This window comes from Hymenobacter sp. UV11, from assembly GCF_004684095.1.
Classification (GTDB): Bacteria; Bacteroidota; Bacteroidia; order Cytophagales; family Hymenobacteraceae; genus Hymenobacter.
In genome coordinates, this window is record NZ_SRII01000009.1 from 209,785 (window position 1) to 229,136 (window position 19,352).

Below are 19,352 nucleotides of genomic sequence, written 5' to 3' on the forward strand. Positions count from 1 at the left end.
AAACGACCGGGTGGCAATGGCCAGTCGGCCCGGCCCCGACCGGGGTGCAAAAGTAGAGCTGGCGCTAGGGCGGCAGTGTGTGCTAATTATTACCATACTGCTACCCTATCCAGGGCGGGCGCTAGCTCGCCAGGCGGCATTCGATGCCTGCGCCAAGGACGTTTCGTTGGCTTCGGCGTGTAGGATAGGATAGCTTTCTTGACGGCCGCCGCCTGCCGGTTGAGGATGGCGGTGCGGCGGGCCGCGTCGGGGTCCTTATTCGAGACAATACGCAGGGCCGTGGGCTGGAAGTGGGCCGGCCGGCAGCGCACGCCCTGGACCCAGAAGAACAGTGGCTAAATGCCCTACTGACCTAGCTGCACGAGCCAGGCGGCGGCTTCGGCCTGGTCCTCGAAGAGGTGGTAGGTCAGGGCAGCCTGCTTGTTTTCGAGGCGCAACTGGGTGGCGGCCAGGCGGGCAAATACGTCCTCGGCCAGCAGCACGGCCGCGTAGAGGCCGCCGGGGCGCTGGCGGGTGACATCAAGCCAGTAGTCGACTATCCAGGCACTTTCCTGCTCGGTGAAGGGCGACATAGCCCGCTGGTCACCCAGGATTTTGTACCAGTCGCGGCGGCGCAGCAGATTACTTAAGTGCGTGAGCACGGCCTGCAAATCCGTAAATGCCCGCTTGCCGGGCTTATACTCGAACACGACATAGCCCTGGGGGTGCTCGCGCAGCGTGGCCACGTCGTTCTCGAAGTAGATGGGTAGTTTAGGGGAGGGCATAGGGGCAGAAAAGGGCTGCATACTACACCGCACCACATGAAGAATTCCTGAGCGCGCTACGCCACGGGACTTCTCCCCTACCGGTGGGGCTAGGGGGCGCCTAGGAGCGGGCGCGCCGGCTGAGCAGCTGGCCATCGCTACTCACCCACATGGTAGCCGAGGAGTTGACGGCCGCGCGGGGCGTACGCGGCTTGCGCCAGCCGAGGTAGACCAGGTACAGCACGCTAAGCAGCGGCCCGAGCGTAAGGGTACTGAGCAAGCGCAAATGCCAATACTGGGTAGGACTCAGGACGTCGTGTTGGAGCAAGAAGTGAAGAAGTGTTTCCATGCGGGCAGCTACACCGTTTCGGCAGCCTTGGCTGGCTGCTGGCGTACCTACACTCCAACAAGCGGCACGTGCCGCAGGTGCCCAGGCCAGCAAAAAGCTTGGTGAGGAACGGGGAGTTTGCAGGTAGCGATAGCATCGCTGGGATAGGCAACCCAGTACAAGTAGGACCAACTGCCAACCCGCTCCCATTTGCCCGAAGACAAGCCCCTTACCAGGCAGAGCTTTTGAGTGAAGAAGGCTCTTCACTGACCGTCTTCACTTTGCATAGCCAAGTATAAGCCGCTTCCACATCCGTAAAAGTGGTGACAACCGGCCAGGCAGTGACGCTCATCGCGTTGTTCAGGGCGGTATAGGCCCGAATGTTATGCGGAACCACCCAGGCTATCGTGGTGATGCCGGTGCCGGCTAGCTGGTGAAAAAATTCTTTTGTCAACCAAGGCACTCCCTCCTCCCAGCCATCGCAGTCTTCAGTGGCGTCGTTGAGAATTTTTGTACTGCCCGTGGCCCGGACCTGCGCCAGCACTTCGGCACAGCAATGCTGGGCCGCCAAGCTAGAGTGGATGCCCCGCCACGTCAGGCAAAGCCAGTGCAGCGGAGCATCGTGCTCAATGATAAGACCGGGCGTAGCGTATAGAATAGGCATCATAGTAGCTGAAAATGAACTAGCTGCGGTAGCTTCTTAGCCAGTCAGCGACCACTACAGCGGAAAGCCCCAACCCCTTGCCCAATCGGGCCGTTTCTTTAAGTTAAAAATAATTTATACGCTATGCTTTGACCCACGTATGCGCTAGCTTCTCAGGTGAGTTGTTACTTGCTCGTCGGGGAGTTGAAACCGGGAGAACTGGAGCGATGCGCAGTAGACGGCGACGCATTCCGTCCTTCGACCTGCTTTTTGGGCATCAAAAAGGCGACGAGCGCCGCCAGGACGGCGGCCACCAGGAGGACGTAGAGCGTTGGTTTCTTCCAGTGCTTGGCAGTTGGGGTAGCCGAGTCGTCCGTAGGCAGTTGAGGAGAATGTGGTTGCATGGCTACGGCAGGAAAGTAGAATCCTTTATACGTAGCTGAACAGTAAACAGCCTAGTACTCAGAAAAACAACCACTCTCCTACTCGCGTGGCTCGCGGGTGGTGGGTTTGCGTGGGGGCTTGAGGGCGGCAGTCAGCGCCGCTAGCTTCCGCTCGAATTGGTCACGCTCGGGGCTGCCGATGGGGCCGAGTAGTTTGGCCTTGAGGTCTTAGTAGCGGGTGAGGCGCAGGGCGGCACGAGGGTTGTTGCAGTAGCGAAGCTACGAGGCACTAATACCTTGGGCCGTACTTCTATTTCGCTCTACCAACCCACCGCGCAAGAACGACGTGTTTGCTTCCAACCTACTGGTTGCGACGCTGCTGTGGTTGGGCGAGCAGTTGGGGCTGCGCTATTGGTTCTTACCTTCTGAACCCGACCCGTTATGGCCGGGCGGGCTGTCGTCCCGGCGTAGGGCCGGGCGTAGCTCGTGCTCGTAGTAGCAGTCCCAGTGCTCGTTGTCGAGGCGGTACACGGGCACCTCGTAGGGCTGCCGGCCGGTGATACTGGGCACCAGTTGCTTACCGCGCCAGATTACGCGCTGCATGGAAGTGCCCGGCGCCAACTCTACGAAGCTGCCGATGACATACTGAAAGAAGGAACGCGGACGCATGGTGCAAAGAAAAGCCCCGCTGGCGTGTGCTAGCCGGGATTTTCTTGTTTTTGGAGTTGGGAGTGCCACTCCTAGCTGCTTTCCTGCGCGTCGAGATTGGCTACGATTAGGCTCCCAAAAATTTTCCTTGTTTTCATCACAATTTTCTGGCCTTCTACGCTTTGCTGACATCACCCGAAGATTTATTGCGCAAGCCTGAGGCTGATTTTGAAGCGTTCGCTCGAGAATTTGACTCGACTTACGAAGCATTGGATTGTGCTACCTCAGCTTGGCACTTAGTAGATTGAACATTGCTCACCTACAAATAGAGCACTTATGGCTCACATGGCATTACAGCCTATCGCGCTTTCCTAAGTACTCAATGCCCTGCGCTTGATGTAATGCCTAAGGTAGTTACGGGCCTGAAACACCTGACGGTGAGTAAAGCGCTGCCTGCGCTAGACGCTACCCCTTCACCCACCACTACCTAAGCTGCACCCCGCTCACCACTAGCGACCCAACCTCTTCCTGCGCGTGGTTCAACTCGATAGTCACCTATTCATTGGCACCTAGCACCACCATGAGCCGCAACAGAAGCAGAAAAAATTAAGGTTGAGAAGGAGTAATTTCTCATTAACCGGGGGTAAAACCGGGGACATAAAATAAAAAAGGCCGTTTCTGTATCAGAAACGGCCTTTTCGTGGGCCCACTTGGAATAACACCTACTTTCTACATACTACTGTAAAATGCCCTTTAGTATGCCATAAACGGCTTTTATCAACTCCTGGGAACCCTAAACAACCCCACCTTTACCCCAAATAACATACTAATCACATACTAAACATGAGCTTCTACGTATAACCTACTCACCCCCAAGATGCCCATTTCTGATGAATGCCTATCTCGCCGCCCGAAATCGTACCGATGCCGGTCACCTGACTATCTATGCCGAATACAGCAATAGTAAGAAGATAAAGCGCGTCGCCACGGGGGTTAAGGGAATCCACGAAAAGTACTGGGACAACAAAAACGGGCTAGTTAAAGCCAACGGGCATAAGGATGTTTCTGGCACTAACGCCCAGCTTAAAGCCGCGCTAGCCAACCTCAACGACGCTGTAAAAACGCTTTACCTGGCAAACGGCAACATCCTGCCCACGGTAGACCAACTCAACGCTCACTTAGCCGCCTCTACGGAGACAATTGCTGCCATTGTTACCGAACAGCCGCTCGTAGCTGAGTTGCTAGGTTTCATTACCTACCAGACGGAAACAGCCGACTGGGCTGATGCTACCCGGAAAGGATTTGTTACCCTCAGCAACAATATTAAGGCCTACGAAACCGCTCATCGCCAAACCTGGAAACTATCCACGCTTACCAACACGGACATAGAAGCCTGGCAGCACTGGCTATTGAAAACCTACGATTACAACAATGCCACGCTGGGTAAACGGGTTAGGCTGCTGCGTCAGTTCCTCCGGGAAAAGCAGCCCCAGGGCGTCAACATGGCTAGGGTAAAGGCATTGCACTCACAGATGCTTACTGCACCCGTAGTGTTACATAAATCGGAAATAGAAGCCCTCCGGGCCCTAGACCTCTGCCAGAATCCACGCTTAGAACGAGTCCGAGATTTACAGCAGGCTCAAATATTCAGCGGCCTGCGTTTCTCTGATTTAATGGCTCTCCGCCAGCATCATATCAAATCCTACGGAGAAGGCAAAATCATAACCATCCGGCCGCAGAAAACTGTCAAGACAGGTAAAACGGTAACAATTCCCGTATTTGCCCCCCTTCAGGAAGTGTTAGACAAATACAAGAACGCAGAAACAGGAGAACTGGAATTACCTGTTATCAGCAACCAAAAATTTAACGAATACCTGAAGGAGCTTTGCGCTCTTGTACCCCAGTTAAATGAGCCTGTAGTAATTGAGCAGAAAAAACGTCGGGAAATAATAGTTACGACTCCCCCGAAGTACACGTTAATCAGCTCTCATAGCAGCCGCCGCAGTTTTTGCAGCCTGTGTTTAGACCTAGGGTTTTTGCCTAAGCAGGTAATGCAATGGAGTGGACACAGCACCCTGGCAGCCTTTCAGCGCTACATGGGCCAAAATGAAAACCAGGCCGACATCGCAGAGCAGTTCGCTCAGGCTTATAGCAGCAAATAACCGGGTTAATCAACGCCTTACTGCCGTGAGAAAAATTTGTTTCCTCGACCTCGATGGCGTGCTCATCCCCACCACCTTTCACGCCTTCCTCGAACAATGGGGGCGCATCAGCAAAGGCGGGGTGGCCCTAGCCGACGAGTACATGGACTTTTTTGCCCCGCACTGCGTCCACAACATTCGCTCGCTGCTCAGCCAGACGGGCGCCGGAATCGTGTTTACCACTAATCGGCGAACCGAAACGGACCTGGCCCGGATGTGGGCTCACCGCTATGACCCCGACGTCGTAGTGCTCGGCAACACGCCGAAGCTCGACAACAAAAACTTTACCCGGGGCGATGAAATCAGCCGGTGGCTGGCCGAGTACCAAGAGCCGGTGAGTTCCTACGTCATCATCGATGACATGGGCCCCACGAACTTTCACCCCGCGCAGCACAAGCACTTGGTCGTCTGTGACGAGCGCTTCGGCTTCACTAAGCAAGAATTGGCGCAGGCACTGAAAGTACTTGCTGGCCGGGAGTTGTGGAGGTCCGGAAATAACCACTTAATTTGACACTCGCGGAGCACTTAATCCCCAATGCCGCTAATAACAATGCGCGCATTACGTCCTTAGGTACCACATTACATGACTCATTATCAGCGACTACTTAACGATGCCTTACTAGCCGAAGGCGCGTTTGACTTGGAAGATGTCTTTGCAGGGGTGAGCCCAGCCCCGGCACCCGCTACGGAGCCTGCATCGGACTCGGCCGAAGCGCCAATTCTTGCTACCGACCCCGACGAGCACTAGAAGGAAAAGCCGTTACGCTCGGGTCAGTCGCTGTTCAAGAGATGCTGTCTAACTGGGCAACTAAATTCGGGACCTGCCTTACTAATAGTAAGGTTCATTGGAAAGTTTTGGCTAATTTTTTTGTGGAGTGCCTTGATTTAGTAGGCACTTTCCTATTTTTTTGAGGAGGAAGTCTTGTTTCCGGGCTAGATTTTTCTGCCAAATTTTTTACTACTGTATTCATCCGGGCCAAGGCGGTGGAGGGCCCGGGGGCTGGTTGAGGATACGAGGCCGGGGGCTGGGGGTAATCGGTTACGAGAAGTATGGGCCAGCATATTAACCCAAGTGTAATCCCAAGTATAGTAAATTATACTACCCTGTGCCTATCTCTCAACTACTTATGGCCTAGCTCCAGGCTTCGGGTTAGCTAGTCTGCCGAGCCATCCCTACTTTCAAGGTCCTGCTTCGCCAAACAGGGCTTTTTTTTTAGCATTACATGGATTTTAAACAACACGCCGCGCACATTTGGGCTGTGGCCGACTTGCTCCGGGGGGACTTCAAGCAGGCAGATTACGGAGGGGTTATCCTACCGCTCGCGGTGCTACGCCGCCTCGACTGCGTGTTGGCGCCGACGAAGGCCGCTGTGCTGGCCGAATACCCCGGACCAGCACCCTACCCCCCGAAATGGCCGACATGGTTTTAAACCAGAAATCGGGCCTGAGCTTCTACAACCACAGCCCGTTCGATTTCGACCGTTTGGTGAGCGACCCGAACAACATCGCGGCCAACCTACGGCACTACATCAACGGGTTTTCGCAGAATGCCCGTGAAATTCTGGAGCATTTCGAGTTCGACCACCAAATAACCAAGCTGGATTCGGCCAACCTGCTGTTCATCGTCCTTAAGAAGTTTCAGGAAATCGACCTGCATCCGAATAAGGTGAAGCCCTTGATGATGGGTTACATCTTCGAGGAGTTGATACGGCGCTTCGCGGAGTCGAGTAATGAAACGGCGGGCGAGCACTTTACCCCCAGAGAGGTAATCCGGCTGATGGTGAACCTGCTGTTTCTACAGGACCGCGAAATCCTGACCAAGAAGGGCATCGTGAAAACCATTTATGACCCGGCGTGCGGTACCGGGGGCATGCTATCGGTGGCAGAAGAGTACCTGCACGAGCTAAATAACGAAGCCCGGCTGGAGGCGTTCGGGCAGAAGCTAAATCCCGAATCCTACGCCATCTGCAAGGCCGACATGCTCATTAAGGGGCACCGCGCCGATAATATCAAGCTCGGCAACAGCTTTACCCAGGACCAGCTGCCCGATGCCAAGTTTGACTACGTGCTATCGAACCCGCCCTTCGGGGTGGAGTGGAAGAAGGCGGAGAAGATCATTAAGGCCGAGCACGAGAAGCAGGGGCACGCGGGCCGGTTTGGCGCGGGCCTGCCGCGCATTTCGGATGGGTCGCTGCTGTTTTTGCAGCACATGACCAGCAAGATGAAAAACACAGCCGAGGGTACACGCCTAGCCATCGTGTTCAACGGGTCGCCGCTGTTCTCGGGCGCGGCGGGGAGCGGGGAAAGCGAAATCCGGCGCTGGCTGCTGGAGCGCGACATGCTCGAAGGCATCGTGGCCCTACCCGACCAGCTGTTTTACAACACCGGCATCACTACCTACATCTGGGTGGTGACCAACCGGAAGGCCGCCGAGCGCAAAGGCAAGGTGCAGCTGCTCAACGCTGTGAGCTTCTCGCAGAAGATGCCGCGTAGCCTGGGCAACAAGCGCAACGTGATTTCCGACGACCAGCTAGCCGCCATTACCCGGCTCTACGGCGACTTCCGGGAGGGTGAGTTTTGCAAGATTTTTCCCAATGAAGCCTTTGGCTACCGCCGCCTCACGGTAGAGCGGCCCCAGCGCGATACCAAGGGTCAGCCAGTGACCGATAAGAAGGGCAACCCCAAGGCCGATGGCAGCCTGCGCGACTTCGAGAACGTGCCCCTGCTCGATGACCCCGACGAGTACTTCCAGCGCGAGGTGCTACCCCACGTACCCGATGCGTTTCTGGATGAGACGAAAACCAAGGAGGGCTACGAAATCAACTTTACCCGCTACTTCTACCAGTACCAAGCCCTACGCCCGCTTCGGGATATCCGGGCCGATATCCTGCGGTTGGAAACCCAGACGGAAGGCTTGCTAAATCAAGTAATCGAAGCCTGATGAAGCGGTATGACGAGTACATGCCTACGGGCGTGGAGTGGCTGCCGGAGATTCCGGTAGGGTGGACTACCAAACGACTCAAATACGTAGTTGATATTAACGCCAATACACTGCCCGAAACGACAGTCGAAGAGTTCACTTTTCGTTACTTGGATATTGGCAACGTAACCCTTGGCAGTGTAAACTACAGTGTTGAGCCCATAACCTTTAAAGAAGCTCCATCTAGAGCAAGGCGGATAGTACAACGGGGGGACTTATTAATCTCAACAGTCAGAACTTACCTCAAAGCGATTGCTCAGATTGAAGAGGATGCAGACGATATCATCGGGTCAACTGGTTTTGCTGTGCTATCGGCTCGCGGAGAACTGGACAAGCGATTTTTGTTCTATCTATCGACAAGTGAGCAATTTGTAGACACCATCTCGGCTTATTCTACCGGGGTGAGCTATCCTGCCATTACTGCCACCGAAATCGGGAACATGCCGATTTGGTTTCCAGAGTCGGTTACCGAACAGCGCGCCATCGCCCTATTCCTCGACGACAAAACCGCCCAGATAGACCAGCTCATCACCCAGAAGCAGCAGATGCTGGAGCTGCTACGGGAAGAGCGGGCCGCCCTCATCAACCACGCCGTGACCAAGGGCCTGGATGCCGCCGCGCCCCTGCGGGACTCGGGGATTGAGTGGCTGGGCGAGGTGCCCGCGCACTGGGAAATCATGAAGACTAAGCATGCTTGTTCATTACTCCGTGATGGTACTCACCAACCACCTCAAAGGGTTGAAAAAGGCTACCCGTTACTCAGCGTAAGGAATATCGTGGGTGGAAAATTTGTGAACTTAGATGACGATAGCCAAGTGTCGGAGAATGACTTTATGATGCTGGAAAAATCATTCGATGTAAGAAAAAATGATATAGTTTTAGCCGTTGTCGGCGCGACTTTAGGAAAAGTGGCAATTGTAGAAGACATGCCGCTATTCACTATTCAGCGTAGCCTTGCAGTATTTCGGCCAAAGCCAGAATTACTCGTACCACAGTATATGTGCTACCTTTTTCAAAGTGATAGCTACCAAAAGTTACTGTGGAGCAATGTTGGGTTCTCCGCCCAGCCAGGCATTTACTTAGGCGCATTATCCAACTTCGATATTGCTTTCCCTCCCTACAATGAACAGGCTGTAATCATTGATTATCTGAAGGCAAAGTGTCAACAAGTAGCTGATTCGATAGCTACCATCAACCAGGAAATTGCCCTGCTTCAGGAATACCGCTCCGCTCTCATCGCCGAGGCCGTGACCGGCCAGATAGACGTGCGGTACTATGAGCCCGCGCTGGAGGCAAATCTTATGTAACCGTCATGTAACTAACAGGGACTTTTGCTACCCCTGATGGGCCCGGAGACATCCCTGGCGGCATTTTTTTATGTAACCGTCATGTGCAGGCTAGCTCCGGTGCGCCTGTTTACTACCCTTTTCCTACCCCCGTCATGACCGAAGTTGAACTCACGGCCCTGCTTGACCGCCTGCTACGCCTGCCTGCCGAAACCGAAGTGGTGGAATTCAAGGAAGCGGGTTCCAACTACGATTTCAACAAGCTCGGTAAGTACTTCAGCGCCCTCAGCAACGAGGCCAACCTGCGGGGCCACGGGGCCGCCTGGCTGGTATTTGGAGTGAGCGACAAAAAGCAGGTAACGGGTAGCCAGTACCGCCCCGACCGGCCGCACCTGGACCACCTCAAGGGAGAAGTGGCGGCCAAAGTCAGCAACAACCTCACCTTCCGCGAAATCCATGAGTTGCAAACCCCGGCAGGCAAGCGGGTGCTGCTGTTTGAGATTCCGCCCGCCCTGCGGGGTAACCCCACCGCCTGGGAAGGCCACTACTACGCCCGCAACGGCGAAGAGCTAACGGCCCTGAACCTGGACAAGCTGGAAATTATTCGCAGCCAGGCGCACCTGAGCCACTTCGAGGAAGACACGGCCCTGGCCGGGCTCACGAGCGACCAGGTACTTCAGCTAATTGATTACCCCGAGTTATTCCGCCTGTTCGGCTCGCCCCTACCCCCGGTGAAGGCGAGCATTCTGGACCGGCTGCTGCAAGAGCGGGTGATAACGCGCACCGGCAGCGCCTATGCCGACCGCTACGCCATCACCAACCTCGGGGCCATGCTCTTCGCCCGCAACCTGGCCAGTTTCCCCCGGCTGGCCCGCAAAGCCGTGCGCGTGATATTCTACGCGGGCAACAGCCGGATAACTACCATTCGGGAGCAACCCGGTGGCCGGGGATACGCCTTGGGGTTTGAAGGGCTGGTAAACTACATCAACAACCACCTACCGGGCAATGAGGAGGTGAAAAAGGTGCTGCGCGGCACCGCTACGCCCCTGTACCCCGAGCTGGCCCTAAGCGAATTGATTGCTAACGCGCTCATCCACCAGGATTTTGCCGTGACGGGCTCTTCGCCGATGGTAGAAGTCTTCGACAACCGCATCGAAATCTCCAACCCAGGGCGGCCCCTCATCGACGCCCAGCGTTTTCTGGACCACGCGCCCCAGAGCCGAAATGAAACCCTAGCAGGGGTAATGCGCCGCCTGAACATCTGCGAGGAGCGGGGTAGTGGCATCGATAAAGTCATTTTCGAGTGCGAGCAGCACCAGCTACCCCCGCCCGATTTCATCGTGGGTGAAAACTACACCCGCGCCATCCTCTACAGCCCGAAGAACTTCGGCCAGATGGACCGGCAGGATAAAATCAGGGCCTGTTACCAGCACGCCGGACTGAAGTACGTTTCCGGGGACATCATGACCAACCAGTCGTTGCGGCAGCGGCTCAATATTGAGGAGGCCAACTACCCCATCGCTTCCCGCATCATCGCCGATACTATCAAGGCCGGGTTTATTAAACCCTACGACCCGGAAAACAAGTCCCGCAAGCACACTAAGTACTTACCCTTCTGGGCGTAGAGGCTTATGTAACCCTCATGTAACTGGCTTAATCAGTAAGAGGGTTTATGGCCTAATGTCCAGTCAGTTGAAGCGAATGCTTATGTAACTGGCCGCAGTAGCAGCCCAACCACCAGCGGCGGCTTATGTAACCGTCATGTGCCGCATATTCCGTGCGCCTTCTCCACTCACCTCCCAGCCCTAGCCACCCAGTCCCGCCCTCATGCCCGCCGCCATCCATACCGAAAAAGCCTTCGAAGAAGCCCTAGAGCATCACCTAACTACGAGCGGCGGCTACCAGGTACTACCTGCTCAAGGGTACGACCAGGCGAAGGCGCTGTTTCCGGCCGAGGTAATCGGCTTCTTGCAGGAAACACAGACCCAGGCGTGGGCGAAAACCGAGAAGGCGCACGGCCCGCAGGCAGCTACCAAGCTGCTTCAGCGCCTAGTGAAAGAGCTGGACCTACGTGGGCCCCTCGATGTGCTGCGCAACGGTATCACCGACTTCGGGGTGAAATACCAACTCGCATATTTCCGGCCCGAAACCAACCTCAACCCCGATACTGAAGAGCTGTACGGCCGCAACCGGCTGGGCCTCACGCGGCAACTGTATTACAGCCAGCAGAATAAGAAGTCGCTCGACGTGGTACTGAGCCTGAACGGCATTCCCCTGGCAACGCTGGAGCTGAAAAACCACCTCACCGGCCAGAACGTAACACACGCCCAGACCCAGTATAAAAACGACCGCGACCCGCAGGAGTTGCTGTTCCAGTTTCGCCGCCGCACGCTGGTTCACTTCGCCGTAGACCCCGATGCCGTGGCCATGACCACGCGGCTGGCGGGTGCCAAAACGCACTTCCTGCCCTTCAACAAAGGCAATGGCAACGGCGCGGGCAACCCCGTGAACCCCCACGGCTACCGCACGGCCTACCTCTGGGAAGACGTGCTGCACAAGGATACCTTCCTCGATATCGTGGGCCGCTTCCTGCACGTCCAGACCGAGAAGGTAAAAACCCCGGATGGGAAAATCCTGGAAAAACACAGCTTGATTTTCCCCCGCTACCACCAGCTCGATGCCGTGCGCCGCCTGGGCCAGCATGCCTACGAGCACGGCGCGGGTCACAACTACCTGATTCAGCACTCGGCGGGCAGCGGCAAGAGCAACAGCATCGCCTGGCTAGCCTACCGCCTGAGCTGCCTGCACAACGCCGCCGCGCACCGGGTTTTCGACTCCGTGATTGTTATCACCGACCGCCGCGTGCTCGACCAGCAGTTGCAGGACACCATCTTCCAGTTTGAGCATAAGAAGGGGGTAGTGCAAAAAATTGAGAAAGACAGCACTCAGCTAGCCGCCGCCCTCCAGGCCGGAACTAACATTATCATCACTACGCTCCAGAAGTTTCCCTTCGTGGTGGCCAAAGTAGCGGGCCTACCCCAGCGTAACTACGCCGTTATCGTAGACGAGGCCCACAGCTCACAGAGCGGCGAAGGGGTAACCAAAATGAAGCAGGTGCTCACGGGCCGGACCCTCGAAGAAGCCGCCGCTGAGGAAGCTGATATCCCTAGCGCCGAAGACTCGGCCGAGGACAACATCCGGCAGGTAATGGAAGCCCGAGGCAAGCAAACTAACCTGAGCTTCTTCGCCTTCACAGCCACCCCCAAACCCAAAACGCTTCAGGTATTCGGCCAGCTCACGGCCGATGGCAAGCACCGGCCCTTCCACCTGTATAGCATGCGGCAAGCTATTGAAGAACATTTTATTCTCGATGTGCTGCGCAATTACACTACCTATGATACCTACTACCGCGTCAGCAAGGCCATCGCCGATGACCCCGAGCTGAATAAAAAAAAGGCGGCCAGTGCTATCGGGCGATTCGTGAGCCTGCACCCGCACAACCTGGCCCAGAAAACGGAAGTCATGGTGGAGCACTACCGGCGAGTGGTGCGTCACATGATTGGGGGCAAGGCCAAGGCAATGGTAGTCACCAGCTCGCGCCTACACGCCGTGCGCTACAAGCAGGCCTTCGACCATTATATAAAGGAGAAGGGCTACACCGACATGAAAACGCTGGTTGCGTTCTCGGGCAAAGTAGTGGACGACCACGGCCTCGAATACACCGAGCCCAAGATGAACGGCGGCATCAAGGAAAAGGCGCTACCCGAGGAGTTCGGTACCGACGGCTACCAGGTACTGTTGGTGGCCGACAAGTACCAGACTGGCTTCGACCAGCCCTTGCTGCACACCATGTACGTGGACAAGAAGTTGAGCGGCGTACGGGCCGTGCAGACCCTGTCGCGCCTGAACCGTACCGCTCCCGGTAAGGAGGACACATTCGTACTGGACTTTGCCAACGACCTCGAAACCATCCTGGATTCCTTCCAACCCTACTACGAGGTCACCTACCTAAAAGAAAGCCCGGACCCCAACCTACTCTACGACCTGAAATCGCGCCTAGAGCAGCGCAACGTGATTTACACGGAGGAAGTTAACGCGTTTGCACAAGTGTATTTCAAGTCGGCCAGCTCCCTGACCCCTACGGACCAAGGCAAGCTAAACGGCTTCCTGGACCCCGCTGTGCAACGCTACAAGTATATCGTAGATGAGGAAGCCAAGGACGATTTCAAGCACACCCTGACCAGCTTTGTACGCCTCTACGCCTACCTATCGCAGGTAATGCCCTTTACCGATGCTGACCTGGAAAAGCTGTTTGCCTACGGCCACCTGCTGCTGACCAAGCTGCCACCTAGCCACGAAAACGAGGCGTTTATCCTGAACGACGAAGTGGCCCTGGAGTATTACCGACTGCAAAAAGTGGGTACTACCGACTTGACCCCGGAGAAGGACCTAACCGCCGAGTTGGACCCGACCACCGAGGCGGGGCTACGCCAGGCAAAGGAAGAGAAGGAGCGACTGTCGGCTATCATCTACGTCCTGAACGAACGGTTCGGCACCGAGTTCGATGACGCCGACAAGCTGCTGTTCGACCAGATAGAGAAGGACCTGGTAGCCAACACCTTATTAAGTAAGCAAGCCCAATCCAACACCATCGAGAACTTCAAGTTCGGCTTCGATGACATGTACCGGCAGTTTCTACTGGAGCGCCGGGACCAGAACGAGGACATATTTAATCGTCTGTTTGCCGATAAGGAGTTTGGTGGCATGGTTCAGGAGTGGATGCTCAAGCGTGTGTATGAGGCCTTGAGGAAGGCGGCGCCGTAATGGTGCAACAGATAGCCCCTGGAATACGAAATAAGAGCAGCCTGCGTAGGCGAAACCAACATATGTTAATGGGTTTCGCCTACGCGGAGGGCCTTTACCCCGATAGGCAGCGAAGTATATTTTTTACTCTAGCCATTTGCTCGGGACTTGGAGCCCCTGGGTAGTTACGGGCATACTGCTGTATCTTCTTAGCCCAATCATGCCCTTTAGGCGCTGGATTTGTCTTGACAAAGCGCAGCAGCTCGGCCTGGGTTTCCGGTGCATTGCGATTAATTAACTCATGTGTCAATCGTTTCACCGTAGAGATATTTGGCCGGTCGTTATCCCCCCCCTGAGACGTGGATACTAGCCTCGGCAGAATGAGAGGAGTCTGGTTTAGGAAATCGAAGGTTGCCAATTCTTTGATGGTATACTTAAGGTTCCGATTTCCGTCGCGCATTGAACTACTTAAATCGCGAAACATGAAAGCCTGACCCACGGCGCCCACAAAAAGAGCTTCTAAAAACCCGGCATCGAGCAGGGCATGTTCAGTAAGCGAGGGTATACTACCCAGGTATTTGCTGCTCAGTCGGACCTCTACGCGCAAGATGGCTCGCTGGCTATCCAAGCCGTTAGCTTGATGAAAATCGGCAATATAGCCTTTTCGACGATGCTCGATTTCGTCGCTTTTGCAGTAAACTGCAATCTGCTTACCGCTGCTGTTAGCTGAAGTGACGGACCTACCAAAGTAGAAAGTGCCTTGGTCATGAGTTATCTGGAGCTTGCCTTGTGTCGGGCGGAACCGCTCATCTGTATTAGACTTCCGAGGCAGATACTTATAGACGTCGTCAAGCTCGATGAGCAACTCCCGGGCATCGGAGCTCGGCTCTTTAGGTTGCATGTCGAGTGCAATCTCAAGAATCCCTATAGACTGGCAACGTAGCCCCGTCGCCGCGCTTAGTATAGACAGATAATGAAACCATCCGGGGTCGGTGTATAAGACCTCATTTTCGAACCAAAAGCGCTGCCTCGCCTTTGTTTGGGGCAATCGGCAGTCAGTTGCTAACAGGCCGACGTGAACCTCTTCAATCCATACATCCCACTGGTACAGATAATTAGTAGCGAGTTTACTGTTTATGCGTAGTGATACGCCACACGGGAGCGAGTAGGCGTTACCCAGCAAGGGAAATTTATTAATTGCTTGATAATCAAATAGTTGACTTGACTCAAGGTTCATGACTAGTTTGTCAATACATAAAGTGTATAGTAGGTTGTGGTTCAAGATTTTGTACTGAATTCAGACGGGTATTCATAGAAGAATGCTTCCGGGGATGTTATTCAGCCTTTACTGAGGCTGTAAAGCTTAATTAATCAGCTAATTAGCTTGTGGACGTGGTGGCAAAGCGTCGATAAAAGCGCGTAGTGCCTGGGAACAGCTTAGCCCTGTGGCCTTAAGTTTAGCGGCTTGAGTAGGGGTTATCCGTGCACGTATTGTAGTCGTTTTCCTTTCGTTCATCAGGGGTAAATAGCGAGTGTGGCACAGTCGCACTCCCCTTCGAGGGAAACATACCATCTTTCTGTTTCAAACGAAAGCTTAGACCGGAGCTCGCTCGGAGCTACGGGGCAGACCTTGGGTCACCTTGCTAAGCTTTGCACGCGTGGGGCCCCGTTTTATTGACTACCCTCTCTTTTAGTAAAAGGAAGGCTGGAGACAGGTCGTTTTTACCGTCGAATGCGCTGCAAAAAGGCTTTTCGCTACCTGACCTTACCATGCAGTGTCTTAGATTCGGCCTATTATCAGCATCAAAAAAACCGTTATTATCCCTAAAACGAGGGTTCAGGGAGCCATAAAAAAGTTGAAAGCAACCCTTCATGGGGTCCCCGGGTACTTCCGAAACGGCCGGACTAACTGCTTACCTGAGTGCTAAGCTCGCCGATGGCCCTTATAGAAGGTGGTAAAATCCTTCTCGCTTACCCGGTACTGAGGGCGTTCCCAAGTACCGATGTTGGCTGCCGCTAGCTTACCCTCTTCGATGTACTTGCAGACAGTCTTTGAGTGGCATTTTAGGCGCTTAGCGACCTCGGCGACAGTGAGGCATTGCGTGGCATCGGCCGAAGCCTTCGAAGCCGTAGAAAGGGCTATTTTCAAGGCTGGCAGCAATACATCCTGAATCTGTTGGGCTAGGCTGGTGAGTTCAGTCGGGGTTAGAGTGATGCTCATTGGCTTTCTGTAGGTGAGGGTAGGTGTGACTCGGATACCCTCAGCCTCCTCCCGCATGTTACCTCTTTTTGAGGAATCTAGGGAATAATCCAACGGAGCAGAAAAAATTCCAGTGGAATCCAGCCCCCGTAAGACTCCTCTTAGTCGGTCTACATACTTGACCCATACTAAAAAAACAAAAAACCGCCCCTACGCTATCGTAGAGGCGGTTTAGGGTGGGCCCACTTGGAATCGAACCAAGGACCTGCTGATTATGAGTCAGCTGCTCTAACCGATTGAGCTATAGGCCCGATGCCAGCGCACGAAGCAACCAGCGCTCCAAAGTTACGATGGGAAGGGCGAATGGATGTGCATTTTTGCTCGGCGCAGCATCTTTTGAGCCCGACCTTTGCCGCGCTAGCAGCCACAAGCTAGCGCCTACTACATGCTCCCTAACCTGCTTTTTGATTTTGGCGGCGTCATTATTGATATTGACTACGACCGCACCCCTGCCGCTTTTCGCCGCCTGAGCCGGGCGGGCAGCACCGTCGAGTACAGCCAGGCCAGCCAGGCCGAGCTGTTTGACCAGTTGGAGACGGGCCAGATTTCACCGGCCGAGTTTCGCACTGGCCTGCGCGAGCGCTACGAGCTGGATGCCACCGACGCAGAAATCGACGCCGCCTGGCACGCCCTGCTGCTCGATGTGCCTGCCGAGCGCCTGGCCCTCATCGGCGAGCTGCGCCGGCAGGGCTACCAAACGGCCCTGCTCTCGAATACCAACCAGCTGCACATTGAAGAGGTAAACCGGCGGCTGGCCCGGCAGTATGGCTTCAAGAATGGCATAGCCGATTGCCTCGACCGCGTGTTCTACTCACAGGAGGTGGGCCTGCGCAAGCCGGGCGAAGAGATATTCCGGCACGCGCTGCGCGAAATGAACTGGCAGCCCGCCGAGACGTTATTCATTGAAGACAGCCCGCAGCACATTGCTACGGCCCGCCGCCTGGGGCTGCGGGTGCTGCACCTGGCCCCGCCCCTGACCCTCACCACCGCCCTGCCCGAAGCCCTGCGTGCCTACCCCCGAGAATACCCTGAACCCTCAGCCCCTACCCCTGCCTGAGCCGCCAATCGACGACCTGCTGCTGGGCTGGCCCGCCGATGCGGTAGCCGAGCCCGCGCCCGCCCGCCGGGCCTGGGCGCGGCGCCTGTTTCGGCGCTACGAGCGGCCGCCGATGCGGCCGGGCTACCGCTATGCGCTGCACCTAGGGCTGTTTTTGCTCACGCTGGTCTCGACCATTCTGGCCGGGGTGCAGCTGGTACGGAGTGGGCCCATCGAGCTGCTGTCGTTTGATGTGCTGCGGCTGCCGGCGGCTGAGCGCTGGGCGCAGCTGGGCTGGGGACTGCTGTACGCGGGGCCATTTTTGGGCGTGCTGGCGGTGCACGAGTTTGGGCATTACTTCACGGCGCGCTTCAATAAGGTGCGGACTTCGCTACCCATTTTCCTGCCGGTGCCCCTGGGGCTGGGCACGTTCGGGGCCGTTATCAGGGTGAAGGACCGGATATTTTCGCGGCGCGAATTTTTTGATATCGGGCTGGCCGGGCCACTGGCGGGGCTGCTGGTGGCGGTGCCGCTGCTTATTTATGCCTTTGCTACCCTGCCCGACCAGGCCGAATACCTACTGGTGACTACGCGCAGCCTGGCCCGCTACCCGGCGCCCGAGTTCACCCTGGCCCAGCCGCTGCTCTACCGGGTGCTGGAGTACTTGTTTGCCGACCCGCACCGCCTACCCCCTACCAACCTGTTACTGCGCTACCCCTTGCTGGTGGCTGGTGAACTGAGTCTGTTTTTTACGGCCCTCAACCTGCTGCCCATTGGCCAGCTCGATGGCGGGCACATCCTATACGGGCTGCTGGGGTCGCGCAAGGCGGGGCGGCTGTCGGCACTGCTGTTTGTGACGTTCATCTTTTACGCGGGGCTGGGGCTGTTTTCGCTGCGCAGCGGCTGGCAGGTGTGGCTGTACGGGGGCGTGCCTTATGCGCTGTACCTGGGACTGGTATTCTGGCGGCTGCTGCCCCGCGCCTCGTGGGGAATGGCGGTGGGCGCGGTGGTATGGCTGGCCCAAATAGCTATTACTACCCGGTGGCCAGGCACGCTGGGCCAGCCGGGCTGGCTGATATTCGGGCTGCTGCTGGGGCGGCTCTCGGGGGTGTATCACCCGGCTGCGCCCGACGACAGCCCCCTTAGCCGGGGCCGGCAGGTGCTGGGCTGGGTAATGGTGGGGTTGTTTCTTTTATGCTTTTCGCCGGCGCCGCTCGTCGTGCTTTAACTGCGGAGTTTAGCTTCGTGGTATTGTTAGGAAAATATGCAGTTTCAGCAAAGTCAACTTACTCGGTCTACCCAGTTTTCCTTGCGCCAGGATGGCTTGTTTGTGAGCCAGCGCGATAGCCGGGGGGCCGTCGATATCGCCTTGGAGGTGCCATATGAAGAGGTGCTACCCGTACGTCTGGAGTACCAGCGCAGCGTGCCCCAGATTACGGGCCGCTGGGTGGTGTTCAGCCTCTTTGGCCTGCTCAATATTCTGCGGGCCGTGCGGCCAACCGAGCTGACGCCCGAGGCCTGGGGCTGGGCCTTTGGCCTGCTCATGGGGCTGGGGCTGCTGGTAGCCTATGCCCATCGCAACTGGTGGCACAAGGCCATCGTGCACACGGCCAACTTGCAGGTAACCCTGGCCGACCACCCCCGCGACCGCCGCCAACTGCGCGCCTTTGTGCAGGATGTAGAAAACCACACCAAGCGCTACCTGCGCCAGGAATACGCCCCCGTGAACCCCCTGGGCCTCATTGAGCCGCAGCTGCGCCGCCTGGCCTGGCTGCACAAGCTCGATGTGCTGAGTACGCCCGAGGCACAGGCCCTCGCTACCCGCCTCACCGGCCGCCTGCCCGGCCGCGGCTTCAAGAGCATGGGCCGCCGGCTGGAGGCCCCGTATGTGAATTGAGTTGGTAGTTTGGAGTGAGGAATGAAAAATTACACCGACGGCAATTATTCATCCCCCATTCCAAATTCCTCAGTATCTCAGCTAAGCCCGGCCATAACCCGGCGGCCCTACCCCCTCGTATTGTGGAGACACCTTTTCCACCTT

General features: G+C 56.1%; 17 protein-coding genes and 1 tRNA gene. 11 read left to right on the top strand and 7 right to left on the bottom strand.

All coding sequences use genetic code 11. From position 1 onward, the window contains the following. Positions 1-344: 344 nt before the first annotated feature. The 4 genes from E4631_RS18235 to E4631_RS18250 all read right to left on the bottom strand — a co-directional run bounded on the left by E4631_RS18235 (position 345) and on the right by E4631_RS18250 (position 2,766). The gene (locus tag E4631_RS18235; RefSeq protein ID WP_133655695.1) at positions 345-764 is read right to left on the bottom strand and encodes a hypothetical protein; all 420 of its coding nucleotides are present in this window, start codon (positions 762-764) and stop codon (positions 345-347) included. 100 nt (positions 765-864) lie between these two features. Further along, the gene (locus tag E4631_RS18240) at positions 865-1,092 is read right to left on the bottom strand and encodes a hypothetical protein (RefSeq protein ID WP_133655696.1); all 228 of its coding nucleotides are present in this window, start codon (positions 1,090-1,092) and stop codon (positions 865-867) included. A 208-nt stretch (positions 1,093-1,300) separates the two neighbouring features. Beyond that, complete coding sequence (locus tag E4631_RS18245; RefSeq protein ID WP_133655697.1) at positions 1,301-1,738, bottom strand: hypothetical protein; 438 nt, start codon at positions 1,736-1,738, stop codon at positions 1,301-1,303. A gap of 767 nt (positions 1,739-2,505) precedes the next feature. Beyond that, on the bottom strand, positions 2,506-2,766 hold the full coding sequence (locus E4631_RS18250) for a hypothetical protein (protein WP_133655698.1): 261 nt from the start codon (positions 2,764-2,766) through the stop codon (positions 2,506-2,508). Positions 2,767-3,635: 869 nt separating this feature from the next. On the opposite strand from E4631_RS18250, the gene E4631_RS18255 reads away from it, so the two are divergent. From E4631_RS18255 to E4631_RS18280, 8 genes are all read left to right on the top strand, one after another. Next, positions 3,636-4,907 carry a site-specific integrase gene (locus E4631_RS18255; protein WP_133655699.1) on the top strand — a complete coding sequence of 424 codons (1,272 nt, stop codon included), beginning with the start codon at positions 3,636-3,638 and terminating at the stop codon, positions 4,905-4,907. A 25-nt stretch (positions 4,908-4,932) separates the two neighbouring features. After that, entirely contained in the window at positions 4,933-5,457 is a 525-nt protein-coding gene (locus tag E4631_RS18260) for an HAD domain-containing protein (RefSeq protein WP_133655700.1), read from the top strand. A gap of 72 nt (positions 5,458-5,529) precedes the next feature. Continuing rightward, complete coding sequence (locus E4631_RS25990) at positions 5,530-5,694, top strand: hypothetical protein (protein ID WP_166647931.1); 165 nt, start codon at positions 5,530-5,532, stop codon at positions 5,692-5,694. Between the two features lie 475 nt (positions 5,695-6,169). Continuing rightward, complete coding sequence (locus E4631_RS26290; RefSeq protein ID WP_205704264.1) at positions 6,170-6,376, top strand: type I restriction-modification system subunit M N-terminal domain-containing protein; 207 nt, start codon at positions 6,170-6,172, stop codon at positions 6,374-6,376. Next, positions 6,358-7,887: a class I SAM-dependent DNA methyltransferase gene (locus E4631_RS18265; protein ID WP_205704265.1), complete on the top strand. Its 1,530-nt coding sequence runs from the start codon at positions 6,358-6,360 to the stop codon at positions 7,885-7,887. Before E4631_RS26290 ends, E4631_RS18265 begins: the two co-directional genes overlap by 19 nt. Then, positions 7,887-9,233 carry a restriction endonuclease subunit S gene (locus E4631_RS18270; RefSeq protein ID WP_133655701.1) on the top strand — a complete coding sequence of 449 codons (1,347 nt, stop codon included), beginning with the start codon at positions 7,887-7,889 and terminating at the stop codon, positions 9,231-9,233. The genes E4631_RS18265 and E4631_RS18270 overlap by 1 nt, the downstream gene beginning before the upstream one ends. Positions 9,234-9,367: 134 nt before the next feature. After that, positions 9,368-10,837: an ATP-binding protein gene (locus tag E4631_RS18275; RefSeq protein WP_133655702.1), complete on the top strand. Its 1,470-nt coding sequence runs from the start codon at positions 9,368-9,370 to the stop codon at positions 10,835-10,837. A 202-nt stretch (positions 10,838-11,039) separates the two neighbouring features. Next, positions 11,040-14,036 (top strand): type I restriction endonuclease subunit R, encoded by a 2,997-nt coding sequence (locus tag E4631_RS18280; protein ID WP_133655703.1) that lies wholly within the window; start codon positions 11,040-11,042, stop codon positions 14,034-14,036. A gap of 94 nt (positions 14,037-14,130) precedes the next feature. Here the strand turns inward: E4631_RS18280 and E4631_RS18285 are convergent, their stop codons facing one another. From E4631_RS18285 to E4631_RS18295, 3 genes are all read right to left on the bottom strand, one after another. Then, positions 14,131-15,252, bottom strand: coding sequence for a hypothetical protein (locus tag E4631_RS18285; protein WP_133655704.1), 1,122 nt, complete (start codon positions 15,250-15,252; stop codon positions 14,131-14,133). Positions 15,253-15,939: 687 nt separating this feature from the next. Next, entirely contained in the window at positions 15,940-16,293 is a 354-nt protein-coding gene (locus tag E4631_RS27070; RefSeq protein ID WP_368027860.1) for a helix-turn-helix domain-containing protein, read from the bottom strand. Between the two features lie 159 nt (positions 16,294-16,452). Continuing rightward, positions 16,453-16,526, bottom strand: a tRNA-Ile gene (locus E4631_RS18295). A gap of 134 nt (positions 16,527-16,660) precedes the next feature. Here E4631_RS18295 and E4631_RS18300 point away from each other — a divergent pair. From E4631_RS18300 to E4631_RS18310, 3 genes are read left to right on the top strand one after another with little or no spacing between them, the layout of a single operon-like run. Then, positions 16,661-17,332 carry an HAD family phosphatase gene (locus tag E4631_RS18300; protein ID WP_133655706.1) on the top strand — a complete coding sequence of 224 codons (672 nt, stop codon included), beginning with the start codon at positions 16,661-16,663 and terminating at the stop codon, positions 17,330-17,332. Further along, on the top strand, positions 17,283-18,539 hold the full coding sequence (locus E4631_RS18305) for a site-2 protease family protein (RefSeq protein ID WP_133655707.1): 1,257 nt from the start codon (positions 17,283-17,285) through the stop codon (positions 18,537-18,539). Before E4631_RS18300 ends, E4631_RS18305 begins: the two co-directional genes overlap by 50 nt. Positions 18,540-18,575: 36 nt before the next feature. Then, positions 18,576-19,208 carry a hypothetical protein gene (locus tag E4631_RS18310; protein WP_133655708.1) on the top strand — a complete coding sequence of 211 codons (633 nt, stop codon included), beginning with the start codon at positions 18,576-18,578 and terminating at the stop codon, positions 19,206-19,208. Positions 19,209-19,352: the final 144 nt, after the last annotated feature.

Bases quoted from the DNA above. Each gene is read 5' to 3' on its own strand.
- E4631_RS18265 (WP_205704265.1), top strand. From the start codon at position 6,358: ATGGCCGACATGGTTTTAAACCAGAAATCGGGCCTGAGCTTCTACAAC.
- E4631_RS18250 (WP_133655698.1), bottom strand. From the start codon at position 2,766: ATGCGTCCGCGTTCCTTCTTTCAGTATGTCATCGGCAGCTTCGTAGAG.
- E4631_RS25990 (WP_166647931.1), top strand. From the start codon at position 5,530: ATGACTCATTATCAGCGACTACTTAACGATGCCTTACTAGCCGAAGGC.
- E4631_RS18310 (WP_133655708.1), top strand. From the start codon at position 18,576: ATGCAGTTTCAGCAAAGTCAACTTACTCGGTCTACCCAGTTTTCCTTG.
- E4631_RS18245 (WP_133655697.1), bottom strand. From the start codon at position 1,738: ATGATGCCTATTCTATACGCTACGCCCGGTCTTATCATTGAGCACGAT.
- E4631_RS18235 (WP_133655695.1), bottom strand. From the start codon at position 764: ATGCCCTCCCCTAAACTACCCATCTACTTCGAGAACGACGTGGCCACG.
- E4631_RS18270 (WP_133655701.1), top strand. From the start codon at position 7,887: ATGAAGCGGTATGACGAGTACATGCCTACGGGCGTGGAGTGGCTGCCG.
- E4631_RS18275 (WP_133655702.1), top strand. From the start codon at position 9,368: ATGACCGAAGTTGAACTCACGGCCCTGCTTGACCGCCTGCTACGCCTG.
- E4631_RS26290 (WP_205704264.1), top strand. From the start codon at position 6,170: ATGGATTTTAAACAACACGCCGCGCACATTTGGGCTGTGGCCGACTTG.
- E4631_RS18285 (WP_133655704.1), bottom strand. From the start codon at position 15,252: ATGAACCTTGAGTCAAGTCAACTATTTGATTATCAAGCAATTAATAAA.
- E4631_RS18255 (WP_133655699.1), top strand. From the start codon at position 3,636: ATGAATGCCTATCTCGCCGCCCGAAATCGTACCGATGCCGGTCACCTG.
- E4631_RS18240 (WP_133655696.1), bottom strand. From the start codon at position 1,092: ATGGAAACACTTCTTCACTTCTTGCTCCAACACGACGTCCTGAGTCCT.
- E4631_RS18280 (WP_133655703.1), top strand. From the start codon at position 11,040: ATGCCCGCCGCCATCCATACCGAAAAAGCCTTCGAAGAAGCCCTAGAG.
- E4631_RS18300 (WP_133655706.1), top strand. From the start codon at position 16,661: ATGCTCCCTAACCTGCTTTTTGATTTTGGCGGCGTCATTATTGATATT.
- E4631_RS27070 (WP_368027860.1), bottom strand. From the start codon at position 16,293: ATGCGGGAGGAGGCTGAGGGTATCCGAGTCACACCTACCCTCACCTAC.